Origin of the sequence: Serratia sp. 2880STDY5682894 (genome assembly GCF_001537385.1) — a bacterium.
In the GTDB taxonomy this organism is placed as follows: Bacteria; Pseudomonadota; Gammaproteobacteria; order Enterobacterales; family Enterobacteriaceae; genus Serratia; species Serratia nevei.
This window is the reverse complement of sequence record NZ_FCJA01000001.1, coordinates 776,424-799,397: the sequence shown is the minus strand read 5'-3', so window position 1 is coordinate 799,397 and position 22,974 is coordinate 776,424. Positions and strand designations below refer to the sequence as shown.

Here is a 22,974-nt window from a genome sequence, read left to right as displayed (position 1 = left end):
TCATGACTCAGGATCAATTCAAAGAGGCGGCCGGTATTGGCGCCGGACTGGCCGCGCGCTGGTTTCCACATCTGGAGGCGACGTTCGCCGAGTTTGGCATCACCTCGCCAGTGGCGCAGGCAATGTTCATTGCTCAGGTAGGGCATGAGTCGGCCGGTTTCACCGCGGTCGCGGAATCGTTCAACTACAGCGTGGCCGGCCTGCAATCGACGTTTGGCAAACGGCTAACTGCGGAGCAATGCAAAATGCTGGGGCGCCAGCGCGGCGAATCGGTGGTACCGGTGAACCGCCAGGCGGCGATCGCAAATCTCGTTTACGGCGGCCGCCTGGGTAACAAATCCACCGGGGACGGTTGGAAATACCGCGGGCGCGGCCTGATCCAGATCACCGGCGCCGACAATTATCGCGCCTGCAGCGCCGGCATCAAAACCGATTTGCTGTTGGTGCCTGACCTGCTGGAAAAAGACGAGTACGCGATGCGCTCCGCTGGCTGGTTCTGGAAATCGCGGAATTGTGGTCAGTACGCCGGCGACGTCGAACGGGTGACGCTGCTGATCAACGGCGGCAATAACGGGCTGGCAGACCGCAAAGAACGATTTGAGCGTGCGCGCCAGGCACTGGCATGAGCGGCTGGCTCTCAAAACTGGCCGGCGGGGGAATGTTGCTTCTGCTGGTGGTGGCCATCTTGCTGGGTGGTTACAGCTCGCTGTTGTCGCACCGGTTGGAGCTGGCACGCCAGCAGGCTGCAGAACAGCAGAAGACGCTGGCGCAACAGGCAGGACTAATCACCACCCTGCGCGCGGATGACGCCCGTAATCGCGCAATGATGGCCGAACAGCAACGGAGAGAGCAGCAGCTGCGCCAGCAGGGCGAAAACTACCAGAGGAAATATCAGGATGCCATTAAAAATGACGAGTGCGCCCGCCGCACTGCTCCTGGTGCTGTTCTTGGCCTCCTGCGCGAAACGGACACCACAACCGCCGGCGCCGCTCGTGCTGTTTCCCCCTGAATCGGTGTTCACCCCCTGCGAGCAACCAAAACTGCAGGGCGATACCTGGGGGGATATCGGCAGCCACGCGCTGGCTCTTCAAACAGCGTTATCAATCTGCGCCGGCCAGGTGGCCACGCTGAACCAATGGCGGGAAGCCGCCGGGAGAAAAAAATGAGCGAAGCTAAGCCGCAAGATGGCAGCACTGTAACGGGGTATCGTGAACTGTCATTTGGCGAAATCGGGAAGATGAATCAATTCAAAGATATCAGCCGCCAGTTCATCAAACTTCTGCGCGAGCATGTTGGCGATGTCCGGGCCGATTGGGAAGCAACGGATTGGGCTCGCCAGGCTGAGATGGATATGAAGCGAGCTTGTATGGCCGCTTGCCGGTCCGTGGCGAAGCCGGATGCTGATTGCTAACACCATCTGCATTACAGGTGGCATTCACTGAGTGCCATCGATAATGCGCAAGCAAAACCATCAACGGATCCTGCCCGGTCACCCTGACTATTATCCGCTGGTGGTTTTTTTATGGAGTAACGCCATGTCGAAACCGGAAGAAAGCGGCCTTGAGCGCGATTACTGTGCCGGTCAGCTTTCTCTCCGTGAGATGGCAAAGATATACGGCATCAGTGAAGCAGCCATTAGAAAGCGGGCCAAAAAGCATGGGTGGGTACGCAGTGAGAAAACTGGTACGCAACCCGGTACGCAGGTACGCAAAAAAGGTACGCAAAAAGAGAAGGTGCGCACCAAGCAAAAAGCGACAGAAAAAACCTCAGAAAAAGGCGAGGTGGAACTGACGGTTGATCCTGATGAATACGGACTGACGTTGCAGCAGGCGTGGTTTGTTCATTGGTGCGTTGTGAGTAAAAGCAGGGTTGAAGCGTACCGCCTAGCTGGCTACGAGGGTACAGGGAACACCGCCTATGTGGGCGCCAGCCGTCTGTACAGAAGGGATAACGTTCGGCGTGCTATTCGCGACCTGCAGGAAAGAACGGCAAAGCGCTACCAGGCAGACCTCGACGATTTGATAAATCAGCTGGTGGCAATAACCAAAGCTGACCCGAACGACCTGATGCAGTACCGGCGAGTGAATTGTCGTTACTGCTGGGGTGAGGGACACAAATACCAGTGGCGAGATCTGAGCGAGCAACTTAAGGCCGAAAAAAAAGCCGAGGCCGACAACAGGCCTCCGCCGGATTTGTCGGGCGGCATTGGGTTTATCGAAAACATGGATCCCAACCCGGACTGTCCGCATTGCAACGGTGAGGGTGAAGGTTATGTCCACATCCACGACACCCGGGACCATGTCGGCGACGCGCGATTTTATTTCACTGGAGTGAAGGAAACGAAATTCGGCATCGAGATCCAAACGGAGGATAAGAAAGCCGCTCGGGCCATGTTGATCCAACTCATCACGAAACTGGATCTGAATAATCCGGCGAGTGATGTACCGAGAGGCCTCGACGATTTCTATGCAGATATTGGACAAAGCAAGCCTGAATCCAGCGCTCCGGCAGTTCTGGACGACAAAGGCGAGGAATAAGGTTTTATACGGTGGGCGAACCTCATCGAAGTCATGGGACGCCGCCGGCTTTGCGACGTTCCTGAGCGACAAATACCGCCTGCGTTTTTTATGCACGCGCCAGATCCAAAACAAAATTGAGGAATCGGTGTACGCGTTGCTGAAAATTCAGATCGAGCGGTTTGGCCTGCGTCATCGTTTCCGCATCCTGGACAACAAAATCATCAACCGGTTTACCGGCAGTGAATTCATGTTTTACGGGTTGTGGCGGCACGTTGACGAGATCAAGTCGCTGGAAAGCATCGATGTGCTCTGGAACGAAGAGGCGCACGCCATGACCGAGGCTCAATGGGAAGTTCTGGAGCCAACGATCCGTAAGGAAGGATCGGAGTGCTGGTTTTTGTTCAACCCGCGTTTAACGACAGATTTTGTCTGGCGAAATTTCGTTGTTACGCCACCGCCTGAAACGCTGGTCAGAAAAATAAATTTCGACGAAAACCCGTTCCTCAGCCGCACCATCATGAACGTGATCGAGGCGGCCAAGGCCCGCGATAAGGAAATGTTCGAGCACGTTTATCTCGGCGTGCCTCGCACGGACGACGATGAAGCCATTATCAAGCTCTCGTGGATAGAAGCCGCTGTCGACTCTCACAAGGCGCTCAACATCGAACCGGCCGGCCGCCGGCGCGTAGGCTTTGACGTTGCCGACAGCGGCGCTGATAAGTGCGCCAACGTGTATGCGCATGGTTCGGTGGCGCTTTGGGCTGATGAATGGAAAGCACTTGAAGACGAGCTGATGAAAAGCTGTAAACGCACGTACAACGTTGCGTTGAAGCATGATGCGGCCATCGTTTACGACAGCATCGGCGTTGGTGCATCGAGTGGCTCTAAGTTTGCCGAAATAAACGAGGAACGTGAAAACGCCAGTGATTGGGGCGCGGAAGCGATCGAGTATTTCAAATTTAACGCCGGCGGCGCGGTCTTCGAGCCAGAGCGTGAATATCAGCCAGGCATCACCAATAAAGATTTTTTCGCGAATATAAAAGCGCAGGCCTGGTGGCTTGTCGCTGACCGCTTCCGTAATACGTACAACGTGATCAACGGAAAGGAAAAACGCGAGAGCTTTACTGACGACCAACTGATCAGCATCGATTCCGATTGTCCGCTGCTGGACAAACTCAAATTTGAGTTATCCACGCCGAAACGTGATTTCGATAAAAACGGGCGCGTGAAAGTGGAAACGAAAGACGATCTGAAAAAGCGCGACATTCCATCCCCGAACGTCGCCGACGCTTTCATTATGGCCTTTGCGCCGATCGAGATGCCGCTCGTGATTTCCGATGACTTCCTGGAGAATATTTGATGTGGCCCTTTAAGCGAAAAAAAACGAGTGGTGAGGCGCCGCCAGTGCAGGAGGCGCCAAAATCGCCAGGGATTGCGATCAGCGACGAGATGCTCGCCGAGGTCGGACACAAAAAGCGGCGTGAGTTCGAGAAATACGAACCGCCGGCCGGTGTTATCCCTGACGGTATCCGCAGTGCGATTCTTGCGATGGATGCAACGCCATACGATTCACTGAACGGCAGCTACCCCGATTACGTTTTCGGCGGCTTCCCTGGCTATCCCTATTTGGCGCAACTCGCCCAGCTGCCGGAATATCGCCGGATGGTGAGCGTGATCGCCGAGGAAATGACCCGCAAATGGATCAAGGTTAAAGCGGCCAGTGACGGGGATGAAAGCAAGGCTGACCGCATCGCGCTACTCGTTAAGGCGATGGAGCGCTACAAGGTGCAGGATGTTTTCCGCCTGGCTATTGAGCACGACGGATTTTTCGGCCGCGGCCAGATATACATCGATGTGCGTTCCCCGCGCGGTTTGTCCGCATGGACGGATCCGGAGGAGCTGCAATCCCGGCTGTTTCTGTCCAACAAAAAAATCACGCCCGGCTCGCTGGTGGGCTTTCGCGTGATTGAGCCGGTATGGACCTACCCAGGCATCTACAACGCCGATAACCCGCTGAGCGATGACTTCTACAAGCCGGCGGAGTGGTTCGTGATGGGTAAGACCGTGCACGCCAGCCGCATGTTGGATCTGATTTCCCGGCCGGTGCCTGACATGTTGAAGCCGGCCTATAACTTCGGTGGCTTGTCGCTGACGCAAATCGCCGAGCCCTACGTCAATAACTGGCTGCGTACCCGCGATAGCGTGGGTGATGTGCTTCATTCCTTCTCCCTGAGCGGCATCCTCACGAACATGGGGAATGCGTTAAGCGGAAAGAACGATCCCAACTATGCCAAGCGCGCGGAGCTGTATAACCGCACGCGGGACACGCGCGGCTTGTTGATTCTGGACAAGCAACAGGAGGAGTTCTTCCAGTTCAACACGCCACTGAGCGGGCTGGACACGCTGCAGGCGCAGGCACAAGAGCACATGTTCTTTGTCAGCGCGATCCCGTCGGTGAAGTTCGCCGGCCTTAGCCCCACGGGTTTGAATGCCTCGAGCGAGGGCGAGATCAAGGTGTTCTACGACACGATAGCGGCCGGCGCGTCCAGATTGCTCAAGCACCCGATAAAGCGCGTGATGGACATTATCCAGCTGTCGGAGTTTGGCGACATCGATCCGGATATCACCTTTGAATTCGAATCCCTGCACGAAATGACGCGTGAACAGCAGGCCGCCATCCGCAAAACAGAAGCGGAGACGGACCAGATTTACGAGTCCATTGGCTCAGTGACGAATAACGAGGTGCGCGAAAAACTGGCCTCTGATCCGAACAGCCCCTATAGCGGTCTGGATTTAAGCGGGGAGATTGAGATTGACGACGACGAAGACGACGAAAACTTCAACCTCGAGAAAAGCGCGTCGGAAAAAGACCCTCCGTCAGATCCGACCCAACGCGGGGATTGAGGCCTGGTACCGGCGGCAGCTGGACAGGGCGGTGCAGGAGCTGCACAACAGCACGCTTTACTGGCTGCGCGCCGAATACCGGCAGACCGGGCTGGCGCAGGATGCCTCACCGGCGATCATGATGCGCGATGCCATGCGCAAATTGTCGCGGCGCTGGCGAAAAAAATTCGATGTGCTGGCCGGAAAACTGGCTGAGCGTTTCGCTTCTGATGTGATGAAGAATAGCGATGCTTCGCTTTCCACTGCATTGCAGCAGGCCGGTTTCACGGTGCCCTTCAAAATGACGGCGGAAATGAACAACGCACTGCAGGCGACCATCACCGAGAACGTCAATCTGATCCGCTCCATTCCGCAGCAATACCTTACGCAGGTCGAAACGCTGGTAATGCAGTCGGTATCTCGCGGGCGTGATCTCGGCACCCTTACCAAAGAGCTGCAACAGCGCTATGGCGTCACCCGGCGCCGGGCGGCTTTTATCGCGCTGGATCAGAACAACAAGGCAACGTCTGCCATGCAGTCGGCGCGCCAGCGTGCGCTTGGCATCCGCCGGGGGCGCTGGCGCCATTCCCACGCAGGGAAAGAGCCGCGCATCTCCCATGTGAAAGCCGACGGCAAAGAGTTCGATCTGGACAAAGGCATGTTTATCGATGGCGAATGGATCATGCCAGGGCAAAAAATACGTTGCAGGTGTGGATGGGAGGCGATTTTACCGGGACTGGAGTAATGAATGACGACTGAACGACTGGCATTTGACCGGGGTTCGGTGCGGCAAATTGATAAGGTCGGACGGCTGCAGGTCGAACGCAGCAACATCAGCAAGGCCAACGTGTGCGGCTATTACGGGCGAGAAATCCCGAATTCCGAGGCGCTAGGACTTGAGCCCGACCGGCTGTACATGCTGTACCGCGACCCCGACGAGCTGCGCAAGGCAGCGAAAACCTTCAATAACATCCCCATCCTTTGCCGACACAAGCCTGATTACCCAGGCGCGCCCGCGCGTGAGCTTCGGGTGGGGACAACGCACGCCAACAGTGATTTTGATGGCACCTACCTAACAAACGGATTGTCGATTTGGGACAACTCCGCCATCGCCGGTATCGAGACCGACGAGCAACGAGAACTGTCATCGTCGTATGCGTACGTCGCTGACATGACCCCAGGCGTTACCCCGGATGGCGTCAAATTTGACGGCGTGATGCGGGATATCGTCGGTAACCACGTGGCGCTGGTCGGTGACGGCCGGGCCGGATCCGATGTGCTGGTATTTGATTGCCTCCCGAAGGAGTTACAAAACATGAAATTAAATCGTAAGGGTGTCGCCATGCGCGCAGCGCTGGGCGCCTATCTCAAACCTCGCCTGGCGCAAGACGCCTCGCCGAAAGACCTCACGCAATTGGTGGGCCAGCATAAACGCCCCAACGCGATCGCGAATGCGGTCAAATCCGCGTTTTCCGGCCGCCTGGCGCAGGATATGGAAATCGAGCCGGCCGAGCTTGCCGAACTGATGGAGGCCGCCGAAGAAGTGGTCGAGCCGGAAGAGAACGGGCCAGCGTTTGATACGGAAAACCCACTGGAAAGCATCCTGGCGCTGTTGTCCGACAAAGTGCCGGAGGAAGTGCTGGAAAAAATCAAAGCGGTACTGATGCCGGCTGCGGATGACACCCCGGACGATCCAGCAAAAGACCCGGTAAAACCGAATCCCGATACGGTCAGCAAACCGGCGATGGACGCAGCTATCAGGCTGGCGGCTGACAACGCCACCAAGGCGGCGGCGAAAAACTTCCAGGCGGTTCGCACCGCTGAAAGTGAGGTGCGTCCTCTGATTGGTGACGTGGTGGCGATGGACTCCGCCGAGGAGGTTTACCGCACCGCGCTCGAACAGGCCGGGATCGATATCACCGACGTACACCCAAGCGCTTACCGCAGCATGGTGAAGTATGCCGTAGAGCAAAAACAGGCCGTCAAGGCGCCGAAGCTGGCCCATGACTCCGCGGCTGCATCGTCTTTCGCTGCCGACTTCCCTACCGCCGGCAAACTTAAACGAGGTTATTAACATGTCAGGATTTCAGACGAGCATTAACCAATACCCGGCTCCGGGTATTGAGGGGGCTTTTGCCAGTAACAACCCATACACCAGCTATGTGGCCGGTGAGGGGGCATTGGTCACCGGTGCCGACGGGTTAACCATTGGGCGATTTGCCTGGGTGGTGAAGGGCGTGGCATCGAACAAAGGCACTGGCGCGCCGTCGGGGTTTGTTCCTCGCGATGGCCAGGCGTCAATCGTTGAATGGCTGGGCGCGGCGTCTAACGTGATCCAGCCGGGGCGAGAGTGCACGCTGCACACCGGCGGTGATTACTGGGCGGTTACCACGACAGCGGCCACTGTCGGCCAAAAAGTGTTTGCGTCACTGACCACCGGCGAGATTGCTACCGGTGCGGCCGGCGCGACCATTGAAGGCTTTGCGGAAACGGCATTCTCGGTGGCCAGCGCCGCGGCGGCCAAAGAACGTATCAAAATCAGCACCTGGAGCAAGTGATGAATAAATTTAAGCAGCATTACGCTACCGCCAGCCGCGATTACGGCATCATCCTGCCGGGCGCGCAGGCTTACCTGCCGCCGGAGTATGCGAGCGATTTCGCGCTGGCGATGGATGCGCAGCCTAATCTGGTAACGGTCTCAAACTCCGGCGTGCCGGCCTATTTCACCAACTACGTTGATCCAGAATTAATTCGCGTGCTGGTGACACCGATGAAAGCGGCCCAAATCCTGGGCGAAACCAAAAAGGGCGACTGGACGACGCTGACCACTCAATTCCCGATCGTGGAATCAGCCGGTGACACCAGCTCTTACGGCGACTACAACAACAACGGCATGGTAACCGCGAACGCAAACTGGGTGCCGCGCCAGAGCTACCACTACCAGACGCACACCCGCTGGGGTGAACGCGAACTGGATATGTACGGCGCAGCGCGCATCGGCTGGGCGGCGGAGTTGAATGTCGCGTCTGCCCTGGTGCTGAACAAGTTCCAGAATAAATCCTACTTCTACGGCATCGAGGGTTTGCAGAACTACGGCCTGCTGAACGATCCGTCGCTATCGGCGCCGATTACCCCGATTGACGTCGGCGGTAAGTTGAAATGGGACGATAAGGACGCCGAGGCGATTTATAACGACATCGTCAAGCTGTACAAGCAGCTCGTCAGTCAGACCAAAGGGCATGTCGAGCGAACCGACAAGATGAAGCTGAATATGTCTCCGTTGTCGGAAGCCAACCTGACGAAGACCAACCAATACAAGGTCAACGTTGCAGACCTGCTGCAGAAAAACTTCCCGGGTATGACCATTGAAACGGCGGTGGAGTATTCCAGCGACGCGGGTGAAGTGGTTCAGCTGATTGCCGAGCGTCTGGGGGAGAACGACACCGGTTACTGTGCGTTCACCGAGAAAATGCGCGCGCACGCCGTGGTGACGGAGTCTTCAGCCTGGCACCAGAAAAAATCCGCCGGTACCTGGGGGGCGATCATTCGCCAACCGCTGGCTTACGTACAAATGTTGGGGGTTTAAAAGATGGCAGAGCAAGTAACAGTTGGCTGCAAATTGCCGAACGGTTTGGTGTTGGAAGTCGACGGCCATCAGCAGGCGGTCGCGGGTTACCGCGGCGAAGATGTGCGCATTATCGGCGGCTATGGCCTCACACCGGTCGATAAGGAACTGTGGGACGCCTGGCTGAAGATCCACAAAGATCAGCCGTATGTAAAAAAAGGCGTGATCTTCGCCCAGGACAATGGCAACAGCGCCCGTGCGCAGGCCAAAGAGCAGGAAAAGTTGAAGTCAGGCCTTGACCCATTGCCGCAGAACAACCCGGCGCCGGGGATCAAGCGTGATGATGAAGCGATGAATAAGAAGGAGTAATGCATGGGCGCCGTGGTTTTCAACATCAAGGCATTTCGGGCGCTTTACCCGGCGTTTGCAACGGGATGCGGATCGGCGCCAAGTGATGACCTGCTCGAGGCGCTGTTCAATCAGGCCTCGACCCTCTACCTCGTTAATACCGATGAAAGCAAAGTGCAGGATTTGAAAGAGCGCGAACAGTTATTTTTCCTGCTTGTTGCTCATCTCTGTGCGTTGCGTGGATTTGGTTCAGGACAGTCGGGCGGTCAGGGAAGCGGCCTTGTTGGCCGCATTACCAGTGCCTCAGAGGGATCGGTTTCTGTATCGGTGGACAGCGCCGGCAGTAACGATCAGTCATGGTGGTATCTGCAGACTCCCTATGGCGCGGATTATTGGCAAGCGACCGCACCCTACAGGACGATGGTTTATCACCCGGGCTCATCGCCATCTCGCTATCCAGACCACTACTATCGGCCGGTCAGGCGGGGGCGCTAAATGGGTGCCAGTGTTCGCGGCGGTGCCGCGTTTAAAGCGCGCCTGGCGCAAATTGCCGAAGGGCTGTCTTCGGGCAAGAGCCTCAAGGTGGGTTTTTTGGCCGATGCGACCTATGAGGACGGGACCCCGGTTGCGCTGGTGGCCGCCGCGAACGAGTTCGGAAAAATGGTGATGACCAAGGCCGGGGAGTCCTATTTTCAGCTGCCGCGGCCTTTTTTCCGCAACATGATTTCAGCCAACAGTACGCAGTGGCCCGGTGAGTTTTCGCAGCTTATCCGTTCATCAAATTATGACGCGCGGTTAGCGCTTGGATTGATGGGGGAGCGGATAAAAAGCCAGCTGCAGGATTCTATCCGGGAGCTCAATTCTCCGCCGTTGGCGGAATCGACCATTAAGCGCAAAGGGTTCGATAAGCCGCTGGTCGACACTGGCCACATGCAGAACAGCGTCGACTATGCCGTTGATGGAGGTGATGAGTGAATTTGCACGGTATTGTTTCGCGCGCCGTCGGCGCAGTTAATCCCTTCGTTGAGGCGCAGATTTATCGATCGCTCGGTGCTGAAAAACGTGAGGATTATTCCCGGGCGCCGGCCTATGACGCGCCCATTCCGATGATGGTACAAAAACAGGCTGTTACCCAGGGCGATATCCGCCACCTGGACAACCTGAATATTCAGGGGGTGTTCACGTCCATCTATACGAACGGTAACTGGTGCGGTGTGAGCCGACCGAAGCAGGTCGGCGGTGACAAATTCGTCATCGCGGGCGAAACGTGGCTTGTGGTGGCGGTGCCGGAGAACTGGCCGGATTGGACGAGGGTTGTTGCATGTCTGCAAACGTAACGCTCTCGATCACTGAAAGCGATCTCTATAAAGCCCTTGGCGATTTTCTCCAGGGGCTTTTTGTTGATGCGCAGATCGAGCGCACTCAGCAAAACGGGGTGCCGATGCCACAGGGCGAATTTATCGCGATGACTTCGCTGAATTCCGCCGGTTTGTCTACGGCGGTGGTGAAGTACACGCCGCCACCGGCGGCCGGACTGGGTACGCAACACATCACGCGCACCACGCGCTGGGAATGTCAGCTTGATTTCTTTGGCGACAGCGCGGAGCGAAATTCCCTGATGTTCGCCACGCTGATCCGCTCGGAGTTTGGCACCTCCGCTTTTCGCTGCTCCGGGGGCGTCTTAACGCCGCTCTACTGTAGCGATCCCCGTCAGACCACGATGATTAACGGCGAGTGGCAATACGAACCGCGCTGGACGCTGGAATTCATCGCGCAAATCAAACCGGTGGTCAGTGCGCCTCTGGCGTTCTTCGACAACGTGACCATCAAAACGACCACAACGGAGTCCATCGATGGCAATTCCAATCAGTAAAGACGTAAAAATCAAACCGGGCGTGCTATCCGCCGTGGGTAATGCGGTCGACCTCAACGGCCTGCTTTTAACCGACAGCCCTTACGTACCGATCGGCGACGTCCCTTCGTTTTCGTCACCCTCGAGCGTGGCCGATTATTTCGGTGGTGACTCTGACGAATACGTTATGGCATCCATGTATTTTCAGGGCTACAACAACGCGACAAAATCTCCGGGGGCGTTGCTGTTCGCCCGATTCAACCGCGCGCCGGCGGCCGCATGGTTGCGCAGCGGATCGTTCAAAGGGGTGACGGTCGAGGAGCTGAAAAAAATCTCCGGTACGCTCACGATCAGCATCAGCGGGAAGAATGCCAGTGCGGAAGTCAATTTCAGCGCGGTAACCAGTTTTGCGGAGGCGGCCGCCGCGTTGCAAACCTCATTGACGGCCGCCGTGGCGACGGTGGTATATGACACCACGCACAATGCCTTCATCATCACTGCTGCAGGCGCCAAGCCGGAAGCGACGACTATCGCGTATGCGACCGGCACAGCAGCGGCACCCATGAAGATGACCAGCGATTTCGGCGCCAAGATCTCCCAGGGGGCGCCGGCGGCAGTGGTTCCCGCGCTGTTCACGGCAATCATCGCCAAGTCGCAGCAGTGGGCCTCATTCTCGACCGTTTTCGAGTGCAAGGATGATGAACACCTGGCGTTGTCCGCATGGGCCAGCGCGCAGGAGGAGCGCTTTTTCTATGTGGCGTGGACCACCAACGAAAAAGCCCGAATTACGGGCAATCAGGATCACATCGCGTACAAGATCATCACCGTGAACAATTACGGGAGTGTCGTGCCGGTGTTCTGCACTGACGTCAAAAAACCTGCATCCGTATTGGGATATGCCGCTGCGCTGGACTTTACCCGCACAGAAGGGCGCGTGCCGTTCAAATTCCGCGAATACAACGGGCTGGCGGCCGATGTGACCAGCGGGGATGAGTACGACGTGCTGATCGCCAATGGCTATAACTTCTACGGCAAGTACGCCGCCAATAACATCGTCGAGGATTATTGGGCAGATGGCTCGATCACCGGCGATTTCAAATGGCTGGACAGCTTCGCCGGGCAAATTTGGCTGAACGCCAACCTGCAGGGCGCGGTGCTGGCGCTGTTCAAATCCAACAAGACGATCCCCTACAACAACGCCGGGCGCGCGCTGGTTGCAACCTCGATGACCGATGTGATCGAGCAGTTTAAAGCATGGGGCGGCATTCGTGCCGGGGTGACACTGTCCGCGGCGCAAAAACTGGAGATCAGCAACGCAGTAGGGGAAGACGTGTCGGCGACAATTTTCGCGACGGGGTACTACCTCTATGTCGGTGAAATGCTGCCGGCCCTTCGTCCTGCTCGCACCAGCCCGAACTGCGCGTTGTGGTACAGCGACGGCGGCAGCATCCAGAAATTGAATATTGCATCGACGGAGGTTCAATAATGTCCAACACCATCACTTCTGCCGACGCCATCATTACGCTGTCGGTAATGAACCTGTACCCGTCAGGCGTGCAGCTGCAGGGTTTTGCTGCGGATAATATCTACGGGACCGACGCGCTGAGCCTGGCGGAAACGGTGCGCGGCGCCGACGGCAAGTTATCGGCTGGCTTCATTTACGGCAACATCAACCAGACGATCTACATTATGCCGGATTCGGAAAGCCGGGACGTGTTCGATACCTGGGCGACCACATCGCGCGCCAGCGTGGCGGTGTTCCGCTGCAATGCAACGGTTATCCTGCCGGCGCTCAAGCGCAAATATAAATGTGTGAACGGCGTGCTGAAGCAGTGGAAGGCGCTACCGGATGCCGGCCGCATTCTGCAGGCCAGCCAGGCGATCATCGAATGGGAATCCATCACTCCGGAGGCGTTTAACTGATGGCACGTAAAGAGACGTTTATCACTATCGACGCCGCCGGGCGCGATCAGAGCAAGGTTTTCTATATCAAGGAAATGTCGGCGTCACAGGCTGAATGGTGGGCTTTGCGGGCGCTGATGGCGATGGGGCGCGGCGGCGTCGAGATCCCCGAAAATTTACGCAGCATGGGGATCGCGGCGATGGCTGTTGAGGGCTTAAAGGCGATTTCGAAGATCCCCCCGGATGAGGCCAAGCCGCTGCTTGATGAGTTGATGACCTGTGTTCAGGCCGTGCCGAATCCAGCGGATAAAACCGTGGTCCGCCCCTTGATTGAAGCCGATATCGATGAAGTGGCCACACGCCTTAACTTGCGTGCGGAGGTGTTCAAACTGCACGTGGATTTTTTCGCTACCGCCGGCCGCTAGATATCCCGCCTCGTTTTGCCAATCCTGACAGGCCGTTTGGGCTTGTCGATTACACCAACGTCCCGCACACCATCGCTACCGTGATTTCCGCCGGCAAAGCCTCCAAGGCTGAGCTGGATGCGGTGCTTGGTGTGCAGGACCTGTGGGATTTGTTGGAAATCATCCAGGTGGACGCCCATAACGCACGCGTAATGCAGGAGGGGAAATAGTGGCAATGGTACTTGACGAGCTCGTCCTCGCCCTGGGTATTGACGACAAAAACTTCAGCGCTGGCGAGCAGGCGGTAGTGGCAGGGCTTGACCGCCTGACAGCGGTCATGGAGAACGTTGCGCAGGCGTTCGACACCGGCGAGAAGAAAAGCAGCGAGGCGCTGGATAAAACCGGGAAAAAAGCCGACAAAACCGCCAAAGACATGGAAGCCAGCGGCAAAAAAGCGGCGTCGTTCTTTTCCAGTATTCGCGCCCAGGTGCTGGCGCTGGCCGGCGTCACGTTGTCGCTGGGCGGCCTCAAAAGCTTTGTTACCGGGTTCACCAGTAACCTGAACCAATTGGCGACGGCGGCCGATGCCTTTGGCATGTCGGCCAAATCGCTGGATGGCTGGACCAAGGCAGGCGAGGCGTTCGGTGTCAGTGCCAACGAGATCGTGGGTGCGTTCTCCCGCATCAACGATGCAAAGGCACGCTTAAAATCTGGCCTTGGGCTGGATCCTCAACTTCAAAGCCTGCTACTGGCCGCTAACCAGGCGGGCGCCAATATCGATCTGGGCCGGGATGGGACTGAAGATATTGTCCGCAAATTGGCAGCCGCGTTTCCAAACCTGAATAAGGATCAGCAGCAGGCCTATGGCAGTGAGCTGGGGTATGGCTACGCTGCGCAGCAATGGTTCGGCTCTGGCCATGCGTTGCGCGATGTTGACCGATTTACAGCGCGCTCAGGCGTTGACGATCAGTCAATCGCAGCGGCGCGGAAGTTTCGCCAGCAGTGGGCAGAGATCAGCCAGGCCTTTGAGAAAACGGGATACATCCTCTTTAACGCGCTGCTGCCTTACATCAAACAGTTCAACGCGTGGCTGAATGATCTGGCGAACTGGATGGCACAGCACCCGGATGAAATCAAAGCCGCGGTGCAGGGCGTGTTCGATGTTCTGTCGAACATTGTTGGTGTCGCCGGTGAAGCCGCCAAGGCAGTAGGAGGCTGGCAGAACGCCATTCTGCTGCTGGTTAGCGCATCGGTGGGCGGCAAGCTGCTTTCCCTGTTTAAAGGGCTCAGTGGGGCGCTGATGGGGCCAGCTGGCCTTATTGCTGCTCTGGTGGCGCTTGAGGAATTTGTCGTTAAACCCCTCGAGGAAAAATACCCTGCGCTGAAAGATAACCCTGTAGCCGATTTCCTCAACAATTTACCCGGTTCAGATTGGGTGAACGAATTGGGGAAAAAACTTCTGCCCTGGCGCCGCGATGAAGCGGATCCGGCTCAGTTCGCCCAGTCGGTACGCCGGCCACAGCCAACAAAGGCCGGTGAGGAAATGCTGGCGTGGCTGCAGCCGAAACTCAGCAAGCTGGAGGAAACGTTCGGGCTCCCTGCCGGGCTGCTGCGCAGCATGGTGATCACGGAGTCTGGCGGCGATACTCAGGCCGTATCGAAAGCGGGCGCCAAAGGGCCGTTTCAGTTCATGCCAGGCACGGCGAAGGACTTCGGGCTGGTCGGCGATGACGTTTTTGATCCGGAGAAATCAGCCCATGCCGCAGCGCGCTACATGTCGCAGCTGCTGAAAATGTTCGATGGTGATCTGGGTAAGGCGCTGGCGGCGTATAACTGGGGCCAGGGTAATGTTGAGCGCAAAGGGCTCGGCGCGGCCCCGCAGGAAACGCGGGAATACGTGCCGAAGGTGTTGTCGAATTTGCCTCAGCCGGGCGCAGGCATGGCGGCGCAGGCGCGCCAGCCGGTCGGCGGTTCGCAATCCACGATCACCGAAACAACCCATATCGGCACTCTGCAGGTGAATTCGCCGGCAGACAGCACGAAAGGGATCATCGACGATGCAAGGCAAAAAATTAATCGCTCCAGCCTTGTGGGCGCGTATGCATCGGGAGTATCGACATGAGGTTTTCCCTGAATCAGGCCACTGTACTGAATGCTGTGCGGGGCGGTGGCCTACTGTCTGTCGTTAACAGCGTGCTGGCACCGGGATACGGAATTTATTATGCCTCCGGCGCCAGTGTTGGCACGAAGCCCTTTTCGCCAACGTCATTTGTCGTTATCGAAGTGGGGGGCGAAGCGTCGATCACTACGGCGCCGATCGAGCGAGGTGGTTACACCTCGTTCAACAAGGTGCAGCGGCCGGCAGAATTACACATTACGTTTACCGTGGAGGGCTGGACAGGGTTTTCAGGCGGCCTTCCGAACCTGACCAATCTCACGCTGACATCCCGCTCGGATGTGCTGGCCACCCTGGAGACGATGCGAACAACGGCGGAGGTTTATGACATCGAAACCCCCGACAAAACCTATTCGTCCTATGACCTGACCAAATACGATTATCGGATCCGAAGCGACGGCGGCCCGACGTTGCTTACGGTAACGGCGGTTTTTCAGGACGTGCAGGACGTGGCCGAGGTGACCGTCAGCAGCGAGACATCGCAGGCCGACACTACCAATAATCAAATCACCCAGGGAGCGAGCGCCAAAACGGAGCTCGTTACCTCTTCAACGAGTGGTTCCACCCTTTCAGATGTGAAGAAAGCGATCTCCGGCGTGCAGCGCTCGGCGTCGGAATTGGTTGGGAACATTGCCGATAAGGTTTCGTCAGCGGTCGAGGATGTGACCAAACCTCTCGGAGAGGTCACCGTCAGCGCGACGCAAAAGTTGGATGCGGCGGTTAAGCAATTGGCGGGGAGTTTAACCTGATGCTGGAAATTGTACTCAAGCCCCTCAAGTCTCAACGATTCACCGTCTCCCTGAATAATCAGGCCTGTGAAATTCGTCTGGCACAGCGTACCACGGGGCTATATATCGATCTGACCGTTAACGGCACTCCCTGCCTGCAGGGGGTGTTGTGCCTGAACGGCAACAAGATCGTGCGTTACGGCTATCTGCCATTCGCCGGCGAATTATTTTTCGCTGACCTGGCGGGAAACGCGGATCCTGAATGGTCCGGCCTGGGTGAGCGTTTCAAACTTTACTACCTTGCGCCGGAGGAAATGCCGTGAGCTATCAACAACGGGATATCAGGGTGGAGTTTACCCTGGCAGAGGGGCGAACGTTTGACGATCGGGGTAACGTGCTTACCGTCAAAAATGCGCGCTGTTATATAAGCCTGGCGGCGTATGGCGGGATTGCCGGCACGCAAATTACCCTTTATCTGTGGGGGCTCGTGGCCCAGCAGATGGCGGCGCTGAGCTACAAAGGGATTTGGATTGATGGGGCCAAGCCTAATCGGATCCGCGTATGGGCTGCTGACCGCCTGATTTTCGAAGGGTTTATCAGCGATGCATATGCGGATTACAACCAGGCTCCGGATGTGCCGCTGATTATTACGGCGAACATGATGTTTTATCTGCGGGCGAAAAAGGTGTCGCCATTCAGCGCGAAAGGCCCCGTCTCGATCGATGACATTTTGATGCCAATGGCATCATCAGTGGGGCTGAAATATGAGAATCAGGGCGTTAAACGCACGCTGCCCGATCCGTATTTCCAGGGAGATATCACGCAGCAGATGATCGAGGCGGCACGGGCTGTTGATGCCGAAATCGATATCAACGTGGAGAAGGTGACGATCTGGCCAAAGGGAGTATCCCGAAAAGAGCCGGCATTGCTCGTTTCTCCCGACCACGGATTAATCGGGTATCCCATTTTTACCAATGTTGGGCTGAGCATTTCGTGTCTGTTCTGTCCTGATATTTTTATTGGTCGCAAATTGTCGTTGGTGACCTCACTCCCGAACGCCAGCGGCCGCTATGCGGTGCTCGGTGCAATGCACACGTTAACCTCATGGATTGAGGGCGGCCAATGTTCAACATCCTGCGAATTGTTGCGGCAACCCGGGGGCTGATATGGAAAATTTTCATGTAAACGGCTCCGATCTGAATGGTGATATCAACGCGCAGGACTTCGTTATGCGCCAGTTTCTGGGGCGTCATGCGTTTATCACGTTGGGTAGGGTGATCAATGCCAACGGGGAGCACGTGGACATTCGCCCGATGGTGATGGCCGTCGCTGGCGACGGCTCACCTATCCCGCATGAGGTAATTTACAACGTGCCGGTGTGGCGTCTACAGGGTGGTCAAAGTGCGGTGATCATGCCACCGAAAGCCGGTGATATTGGGTTCATAGCGATTTGCGATCGGGATATCAGCGGGGTTAAAGCCACGCGCCAGCCCGCAATGCCTGGATCAAGGCGCACGCACAGCCTGTCAGATGCGATCTATCTGGGTGGTGTGCTGAATGGCGACCCGGTGCAATTTGTCGAGTTTGCCGATCAGCAGATCAATGTAACTTCACCCTGGAAAATCACGCTGAATGCGCCGGATGTTGAAACCAATGCATCGAAGCGTTTTGCCGTTAACTCGCCGGAAATCGCACTGAACGGCGCGACCGAGGTGAGCCAGAAGTTTACAGCCAAAGGCAAAGCGGACTTGTCCGGCGGCGCCACGATTGGTGGCATCGAGTTTGGTGACCACGTGCATGGTGGCGTGCAATCAGGCAGCGCGCAGACGAATAAACCGCAACAGGGGGCATGATGCAAACTCGCTCACTTCTTCTCGATACGAATACCTGGGATCTGATGCTGGACGACAAAGGCAACCTGGCGGTCACGGACAACCCTTATGCGGTGGCACAGGATGTGGCGTGCGCCTGCAGCACTTTCCTTGGCGAGTGTTGGTATGACAACACGCTCGGGATTCCTTATTACCCGCGGATCCTCGGCCATTGGCCCGGCACGCAGCTGATTAACACCAAAATGCAGCAGGAGGCGATGAAACTGCCGACGGTCTCCAGCGCGCTGTGTTCGGCAGTCTCAGATGGCGATCGCCGCATTGGTGGCGTAATGACGATCACCGATACCAATTTCAACGATTACACGGTGCTGTTATGACGGATGAAAACACCAATTACACAACTGCGGTACCGGCGGTTACGTTTTCAAAAACGGGGCTGCTGGTACCGGATGAGGTGGACATACTAAACGGCCGGCTAACCGATTTCTCCACCGCGCTGGGGAGCTCGATGGGGACCAGCCTGACGAGCCCACAGGGACAGCTGGCGATGAGTGATTCGGCCATCATCGCCGATAAGAACGATCAGTTGCTGGCGATCGCGAACCAGGTGAACGCGGACTACAGCAGCGGCAGGTTTCAGGATGCGATTGGCCGGGTTTATTTCCTCGACCGCATCGGTGCCACCGGCACGACAGTAACCGGGACGTGCTCAGGGCTGGTGGATACGCTGATCCCTGCTGGAAGCCTGGCACAGGATGAAACAGGGTATCTCTACGCCAGCCTGTCCGACGCCACGATCGGCGCCGCCGGTAGCGTCGATGTGGTTTTCCAGAACCTCACGACAGGCCCGATCGGTTGCCCCATTAGTGCGCTCAGCAAGGTCTACAAAGCGATCCCTGGCTGGTCTGGTGTGACGAACCGTGCCGCCGGGGTGCCGGGCAACAATGAGGAGAGCAGAGCCGACTTTGAGCACCGCAGACGCAATTCCGTTGCCAACAATGCCCGGAACACATTGAACGCGATCCGCGGCGAGATCCTCGCAAAAGTTCCCAACGTAGTGGACGTATACGTTACGCATAACCCGACCCCGGTAGACAGGCAAGTCGGCCCATCCAAATATACATTGAAGAAAAATTCGTTCTACGTTGGCGTATATGGTGGAAAGGCTGAGGATATCGCGGATGCTATCTGGCGCAAGGCGCCGCCCGCTGTCGACATGAACGGTGATTCTTCATACACGATTGCAGATACCGACGGCTATGAGCCGCCATACCCGGAGTATGTGATCACCTGGCAGGGGGTGAAGCCGGTGAGCGTGTCAGTGAGGGTTATCCTGAAAAAAAGCGAATATTTACCATCGGATATTACCGAGCAGGTAAAGGGTAAAGTGATCGCGGCATTCAATGGCGCTGATGGGGGCAATCGTGCGCGCGCAGCGGCTGCGCTGACCGCCGGACGATTCTATGCAGGCATTTACAGCATTGACCCTTCAAACATCGATATTCTCAGCCTGGCGCTGAGCAGGGATGGTAACGCCTTTTCCTCATCCCTCCAGTTTGGAATCGACGAAATTCCGACGCTGGATCCGAACAATATCAGCGTAGAGCTGCAGGAGGTCTAAATTGCAGAATGTGGACGCCACTGTGCTCGCACAGTACGCCGCCAGCCCCCGCCTTAACGCCCTGATCGGCAGCTTCAACGAAGCCGTTTCCCCCGACAAGTTCGTCGATGATTTTTACGATCTGATCTGGAACATCGAAACCGCAGAGACCTATGGCCTCGATGTGTGGGGAAAAATTGTGGACGTAAGCCGGCGGCTAACGGTCGACGACGACTTTAATTATTTGGGGTTCAGTGAGGCGCGGCTAGATACGCCAACGCGGACAGATCCCCGCCCATTTGACCAGGCGCCGTTCTATAGCGGTGAGAGCACAACGCAGACCATTGAACTTGCGGACCCGATCTATCGCCGTCTGATCATGATGAAAGCCATGAGCAATATCACCGATTGCTCAATACCGAATATCAATCGGATGTTGCGCTACATGTTCGGCGATCGGGGGCGCGCCTATATCCAGAACGATGGCGGAATGAAGATGAGCTATGTGTTCGAGTTTGAACTGTCGACCGCAGAGCTGGCTATCGTGCAGTCCTCCGGCGCACTGCCGGCGCCGCCAGGTATTAACGTTTCAATAATTCAGAAGGCATAAAATGAAACTGACAGATAAACCGCGTCAGATTGCAGTGCCGTTCGCCAGCGGTACAGCTGACAAAAACACGATCCCCAATAATGCCACGCAGGAAACCAAGGAGAAGGGCAATGCTGCCTATGACTCTGGTTTTCCTCCGCTGACTATGACGGCGATCGCGGCCGGCGGTATCCCGCCGCACGGGAAGGATTTTAACGGACTGCTGAACGACATCACTGCGGCAATTCGTTTTTCTCAAGCCGGCGGCCAGTATACCTTTGATTCCGCTTTTGCTCAGGCTATCGGCGGATATGCAAAAGGCGCGACGGTATTAAGCGCTGACGGCTCGAAAATCTGGTGGAATACCGTTGATTCAAACACCACGGATCCGGACGGCGCCAGTGCAGCGGGCTGGAAAAATCTGTTGGCGGATCCCAATGGGCTGTTTCTTCAAAAGTCACAAAACCTGGCGGATTTGCAAAATAAAGCGGAGGGCCGGAAAAACCTTGAGCTCGGTACTGCTGCGACAAAAAACGTCGGCACTGGCAGTGGTAATGTAATGGAAATGGGTACGGCGGGTTTGGGTGTCGGGCCAATAGCCAAAAGCGACGCTTACAGTAACATCGCGCAGTTTTACCGCGTAAATGCTTCGGCAGCTAATAAGCCCCCAGCGGTGTCCGGGAACGTATCAGCTGGCGTTGTATGCTTGCCTATGGATGCCGCACCGTCCTCAGGCTACGTTGCTGTTGTTGGCGGTAATATGGCTGCGTATGTTGGTGTTTCTCAAGCAGAGGCTGGTGGGATTACCTGGGCGAGAATTTATACCGATAAGTTTAAACCTACTGCTGCTGATATTAATGCTGTTGCTAAGGCTGGCGACACCATGACGGGGCAATTATTCACCCCCGCTGTTGCTACAACGCCAGGAGCAATTCCGTGGGGAGCAGGTGCTTTTTCAGACCAATTGAGTACTCAGGCACCATTCTTTCAGCCTAATTGGCAGTGGCCCGTATCTTCCGGCGGTCTTTATGTGCCGATTGCTAAAGGTGTTGCGACCCGGCAAGGGCAAGGTTATCCATCCGCAGTGAGTTTTGGATATCTGCTCAGTGGCACGCCAAGTTTTGCTCAAGCCTGTATCCATGTGAAGGGAGATAATGCCGACTATAATTGGCGATTTGACGCCAATAGTGGGAACTTTTATTGCCCAGGCGGAGTTTATGCTGCAGGGGCTATCTTCCATGTTGACGGAAATATTACCGGGAACATCTGGGGCGGATATCTCAGTAACTGGTTGAACAATAATACCTATGGTCCACAACGTCCGCAGCCTCCTGTTCAGGTTAATACTGATGCGATTGGCAGTCTCGCATTTGCACGCTTAAACCCTCAAGACTCTCGAGTCGGTTACGGTGCGTTGGTTTCTGGTTCTAATTTATCCCCATCTGGTGTGACAGGGTATCCCGGCGGAGGAAACTGGGCGGCATTATTTGCCGAGGGACAACTGGGAGGCACATGGAAATGTTTGGGATTATGTATTTCTGATAGTGAAGGTGGGAATAGACATTATGGTGTTAGCTTATTTGTGAGGGTGTCATAATGAATTATGGACAAGTGAAAAAATGCAGAACAACAAACATTAAAAAATATATAGACTGTGACGTTATTTTCCCCGGTCTGTCAGATTCACCAATTTCGTTTACAGCGATGCCTAACGATTCAACTGAACACGGACGCGACATTTATAATAGGGCGTTGAATGGTGAGTTTGGCGTCATAGTTATCGCTAAAAATGAAGTTGGTTATTACTGGGATGGGAATGAATTTGTAGAATACGATTTTGACATTGAAGCATTGCACTTCGATGAAATGAAAAACAGATTAATAAGTGAGGCTTCGCAAAAAATATCAATTCTATCTGATGCTGTTGACTTAGGCATTGCAACAGATGAAGAAAAAGTAAACATAGATAAGTGGAAGCAATATAGGGTGCTAGTAAACAGAATGAGCAAAGAGAATGGTTCCGGATGGCCGGAAAAACCGGCCGATTAAATATTCTTCTTGAATACTGCCGGAGTGCCGGCATACATAGTGTTAGCTGGTACGTTACAATTCACAACGCTATTTGCACCGATAATACTGTTTTCACCGATTACAACGCCGGGAAGTATGACGGCTCCAGCACAAATCCAGACATTCTTACCTATTGTGATCGGGGCGACAATGTTATTTTTATGTCTCCTTTCTGGAGCGATGTGATGGCTTACCGTTGACAACGTTACATTAGGGCCTATCATCGCTCCATCATTGATTACAATTTTTTCATCATCAAGGAAGTTGCAATTAGCGTTAATGAATACGTTGCCAATAATTTCAATTTTCCCGTACTCATAATAAAAAGGTGCCATGATATTAGCCTGGCCGCTAATTTTTACTCCGGATTTTGACAGGACTTTGTGTTTCTTTTTTTGTGAATGTGATGTGTTGTTAAAAAATAGTCTTGCTTTAATTGGTGATACTTTATTTTTAATGCAGTAGAGGTAGTATTTAAGCATTTCTCAGTCCATTATTTAATTTCA

29 protein-coding genes are annotated in these 22,974 nt (G+C 55.6%); 28 read left to right on the top strand and 1 reads right to left on the bottom strand.

Annotated elements, in window-relative coordinates:
• The first annotated feature begins 2 nt into the window (after positions 1-2).
• The 28 genes from AWX27_RS03715 to AWX27_RS25445 all read left to right on the top strand — a co-directional run bounded on the left by AWX27_RS03715 (position 3) and on the right by AWX27_RS25445 (position 22,447).
• Positions 3-626 (top strand): glycoside hydrolase family 19 protein, encoded by a 624-nt coding sequence (locus AWX27_RS03715; RefSeq protein ID WP_049234535.1) that lies wholly within the window; start codon positions 3-5, stop codon positions 624-626.
• The gene (locus AWX27_RS03710; protein WP_060419457.1) at positions 623-1,009 is read left to right on the top strand and encodes a DUF2570 family protein; all 387 of its coding nucleotides are present in this window, start codon (positions 623-625) and stop codon (positions 1,007-1,009) included. Before AWX27_RS03715 ends, AWX27_RS03710 begins: the two co-directional genes overlap by 4 nt.
• Positions 1,010-1,162: 153 nt before the next feature.
• Positions 1,163-1,411: an Acb2/Tad1 domain-containing protein gene (locus tag AWX27_RS03705; RefSeq protein WP_055312916.1), complete on the top strand. Its 249-nt coding sequence runs from the start codon at positions 1,163-1,165 to the stop codon at positions 1,409-1,411.
• Between the two features lie 43 nt (positions 1,412-1,454).
• On the top strand, positions 1,455-2,537 hold the full coding sequence (locus tag AWX27_RS03700; RefSeq protein ID WP_060419456.1) for a terminase small subunit: 1,083 nt from the start codon (positions 1,455-1,457) through the stop codon (positions 2,535-2,537).
• Positions 2,467-3,879: a PBSX family phage terminase large subunit gene (locus AWX27_RS03695; protein ID WP_156428553.1), complete on the top strand. Its 1,413-nt coding sequence runs from the start codon at positions 2,467-2,469 to the stop codon at positions 3,877-3,879. Before AWX27_RS03700 ends, AWX27_RS03695 begins: the two co-directional genes overlap by 71 nt.
• Entirely contained in the window at positions 3,879-5,423 is a 1,545-nt protein-coding gene (locus tag AWX27_RS03690; protein ID WP_060419455.1) for a DUF1073 domain-containing protein, read from the top strand. Before AWX27_RS03695 ends, AWX27_RS03690 begins: the two co-directional genes overlap by 1 nt.
• Positions 5,424-5,463: 40 nt before the next feature.
• Positions 5,464-6,147 carry a phage head morphogenesis protein gene (locus tag AWX27_RS03685; protein WP_038875869.1) on the top strand — a complete coding sequence of 228 codons (684 nt, stop codon included), beginning with the start codon at positions 5,464-5,466 and terminating at the stop codon, positions 6,145-6,147.
• 3 nt (positions 6,148-6,150) lie between these two features.
• Complete coding sequence (locus AWX27_RS03680) at positions 6,151-7,476, top strand: DUF2213 domain-containing protein (protein WP_060419454.1); 1,326 nt, start codon at positions 6,151-6,153, stop codon at positions 7,474-7,476.
• Position 7,477: 1 nt separating this feature from the next.
• Positions 7,478-7,960 carry a structural cement protein Gp24 gene (locus AWX27_RS03675; RefSeq protein ID WP_038875760.1) on the top strand — a complete coding sequence of 161 codons (483 nt, stop codon included), beginning with the start codon at positions 7,478-7,480 and terminating at the stop codon, positions 7,958-7,960.
• Entirely contained in the window at positions 7,960-8,988 is a 1,029-nt protein-coding gene (locus AWX27_RS03670; RefSeq protein WP_060419453.1) for a major capsid family protein, read from the top strand. Before AWX27_RS03675 ends, AWX27_RS03670 begins: the two co-directional genes overlap by 1 nt.
• 3 nt (positions 8,989-8,991) lie before the next feature.
• A complete protein-coding gene (locus tag AWX27_RS03665) occupies positions 8,992-9,336 on the top strand; it encodes a hypothetical protein (protein ID WP_060419451.1) in 345 nt (114 codons plus the stop codon).
• 3 nt (positions 9,337-9,339) lie between these two features.
• The gene (locus AWX27_RS03660; RefSeq protein ID WP_060419450.1) at positions 9,340-9,810 is read left to right on the top strand and encodes a DUF4054 domain-containing protein; all 471 of its coding nucleotides are present in this window, start codon (positions 9,340-9,342) and stop codon (positions 9,808-9,810) included.
• The gene (locus AWX27_RS03655) at positions 9,811-10,290 is read left to right on the top strand and encodes a zinc-binding metallopeptidase family protein (protein ID WP_060419448.1); all 480 of its coding nucleotides are present in this window, start codon (positions 9,811-9,813) and stop codon (positions 10,288-10,290) included. It abuts the gene before it with no gap.
• On the top strand, positions 10,287-10,652 hold the full coding sequence (locus AWX27_RS03650) for a hypothetical protein (protein WP_049194153.1): 366 nt from the start codon (positions 10,287-10,289) through the stop codon (positions 10,650-10,652). Before AWX27_RS03655 ends, AWX27_RS03650 begins: the two co-directional genes overlap by 4 nt.
• The gene (locus AWX27_RS03645) at positions 10,637-11,188 is read left to right on the top strand and encodes a phage neck terminator protein (RefSeq protein WP_060419446.1); all 552 of its coding nucleotides are present in this window, start codon (positions 10,637-10,639) and stop codon (positions 11,186-11,188) included. The genes AWX27_RS03650 and AWX27_RS03645 overlap by 16 nt, the downstream gene beginning before the upstream one ends.
• The gene (locus tag AWX27_RS03640) at positions 11,169-12,653 is read left to right on the top strand and encodes a DUF3383 domain-containing protein (protein ID WP_060419444.1); all 1,485 of its coding nucleotides are present in this window, start codon (positions 11,169-11,171) and stop codon (positions 12,651-12,653) included. Before AWX27_RS03645 ends, AWX27_RS03640 begins: the two co-directional genes overlap by 20 nt.
• Positions 12,653-13,090 carry a phage tail fiber protein gene (locus AWX27_RS03635; protein WP_038875737.1) on the top strand — a complete coding sequence of 146 codons (438 nt, stop codon included), beginning with the start codon at positions 12,653-12,655 and terminating at the stop codon, positions 13,088-13,090. The genes AWX27_RS03640 and AWX27_RS03635 overlap by 1 nt, the downstream gene beginning before the upstream one ends.
• Positions 13,090-13,494, top strand: coding sequence for a hypothetical protein (locus AWX27_RS25250; RefSeq protein ID WP_060419442.1), 405 nt, complete (start codon positions 13,090-13,092; stop codon positions 13,492-13,494). The genes AWX27_RS03635 and AWX27_RS25250 overlap by 1 nt, the downstream gene beginning before the upstream one ends.
• Positions 13,495-13,702: 208 nt before the next feature.
• On the top strand, positions 13,703-15,595 hold the full coding sequence (locus tag AWX27_RS03620; protein WP_060419440.1) for a transglycosylase SLT domain-containing protein: 1,893 nt from the start codon (positions 13,703-13,705) through the stop codon (positions 15,593-15,595).
• The gene (locus AWX27_RS03615; protein ID WP_047730621.1) at positions 15,592-16,398 is read left to right on the top strand and encodes a phage baseplate protein; all 807 of its coding nucleotides are present in this window, start codon (positions 15,592-15,594) and stop codon (positions 16,396-16,398) included. Before AWX27_RS03620 ends, AWX27_RS03615 begins: the two co-directional genes overlap by 4 nt.
• On the top strand, positions 16,398-16,700 hold the full coding sequence (locus AWX27_RS03610) for a phage baseplate plug family protein (protein WP_047730622.1): 303 nt from the start codon (positions 16,398-16,400) through the stop codon (positions 16,698-16,700). The genes AWX27_RS03615 and AWX27_RS03610 overlap by 1 nt, the downstream gene beginning before the upstream one ends.
• Complete coding sequence (locus AWX27_RS03605) at positions 16,697-17,542, top strand: baseplate hub protein (protein ID WP_060419438.1); 846 nt, start codon at positions 16,697-16,699, stop codon at positions 17,540-17,542. Before AWX27_RS03610 ends, AWX27_RS03605 begins: the two co-directional genes overlap by 4 nt.
• Before the next feature lies 1 nt (position 17,543).
• A complete protein-coding gene (locus AWX27_RS03600) occupies positions 17,544-18,230 on the top strand; it encodes a Gp138 family membrane-puncturing spike protein (protein WP_060419437.1) in 687 nt (228 codons plus the stop codon).
• The gene (locus AWX27_RS03595) at positions 18,230-18,586 is read left to right on the top strand and encodes a contractile injection system sheath initiator (RefSeq protein ID WP_060419757.1); all 357 of its coding nucleotides are present in this window, start codon (positions 18,230-18,232) and stop codon (positions 18,584-18,586) included. Before AWX27_RS03600 ends, AWX27_RS03595 begins: the two co-directional genes overlap by 1 nt.
• Positions 18,583-19,830, top strand: a complete 1,248-nt coding sequence (locus tag AWX27_RS03590) for a baseplate J/gp47 family protein (RefSeq protein WP_060419435.1) — start codon at positions 18,583-18,585, stop codon at positions 19,828-19,830. Before AWX27_RS03595 ends, AWX27_RS03590 begins: the two co-directional genes overlap by 4 nt.
• 1 nt (position 19,831) lies before the next feature.
• The gene (locus tag AWX27_RS03585; protein ID WP_060419434.1) at positions 19,832-20,419 is read left to right on the top strand and encodes a DUF2612 domain-containing protein; all 588 of its coding nucleotides are present in this window, start codon (positions 19,832-19,834) and stop codon (positions 20,417-20,419) included.
• A 1-nt stretch (position 20,420) separates the two neighbouring features.
• Entirely contained in the window at positions 20,421-21,995 is a 1,575-nt protein-coding gene (locus tag AWX27_RS24955) for a hypothetical protein (RefSeq protein WP_156428552.1), read from the top strand.
• Complete coding sequence (locus tag AWX27_RS25445; RefSeq protein ID WP_080435060.1) at positions 21,995-22,447, top strand: tail fiber assembly protein; 453 nt, start codon at positions 21,995-21,997, stop codon at positions 22,445-22,447. Before AWX27_RS24955 ends, AWX27_RS25445 begins: the two co-directional genes overlap by 1 nt.
• On the opposite strand, the gene AWX27_RS03575 is transcribed toward AWX27_RS25445, so the two are convergent.
• On the bottom strand, positions 22,444-22,950 hold the full coding sequence (locus AWX27_RS03575; RefSeq protein WP_072270085.1) for an LbetaH domain-containing protein: 507 nt from the start codon (positions 22,948-22,950) through the stop codon (positions 22,444-22,446). The genes AWX27_RS25445 and AWX27_RS03575 overlap by 4 nt on opposite strands.
• Positions 22,951-22,974 lie beyond the last annotated feature (24 nt).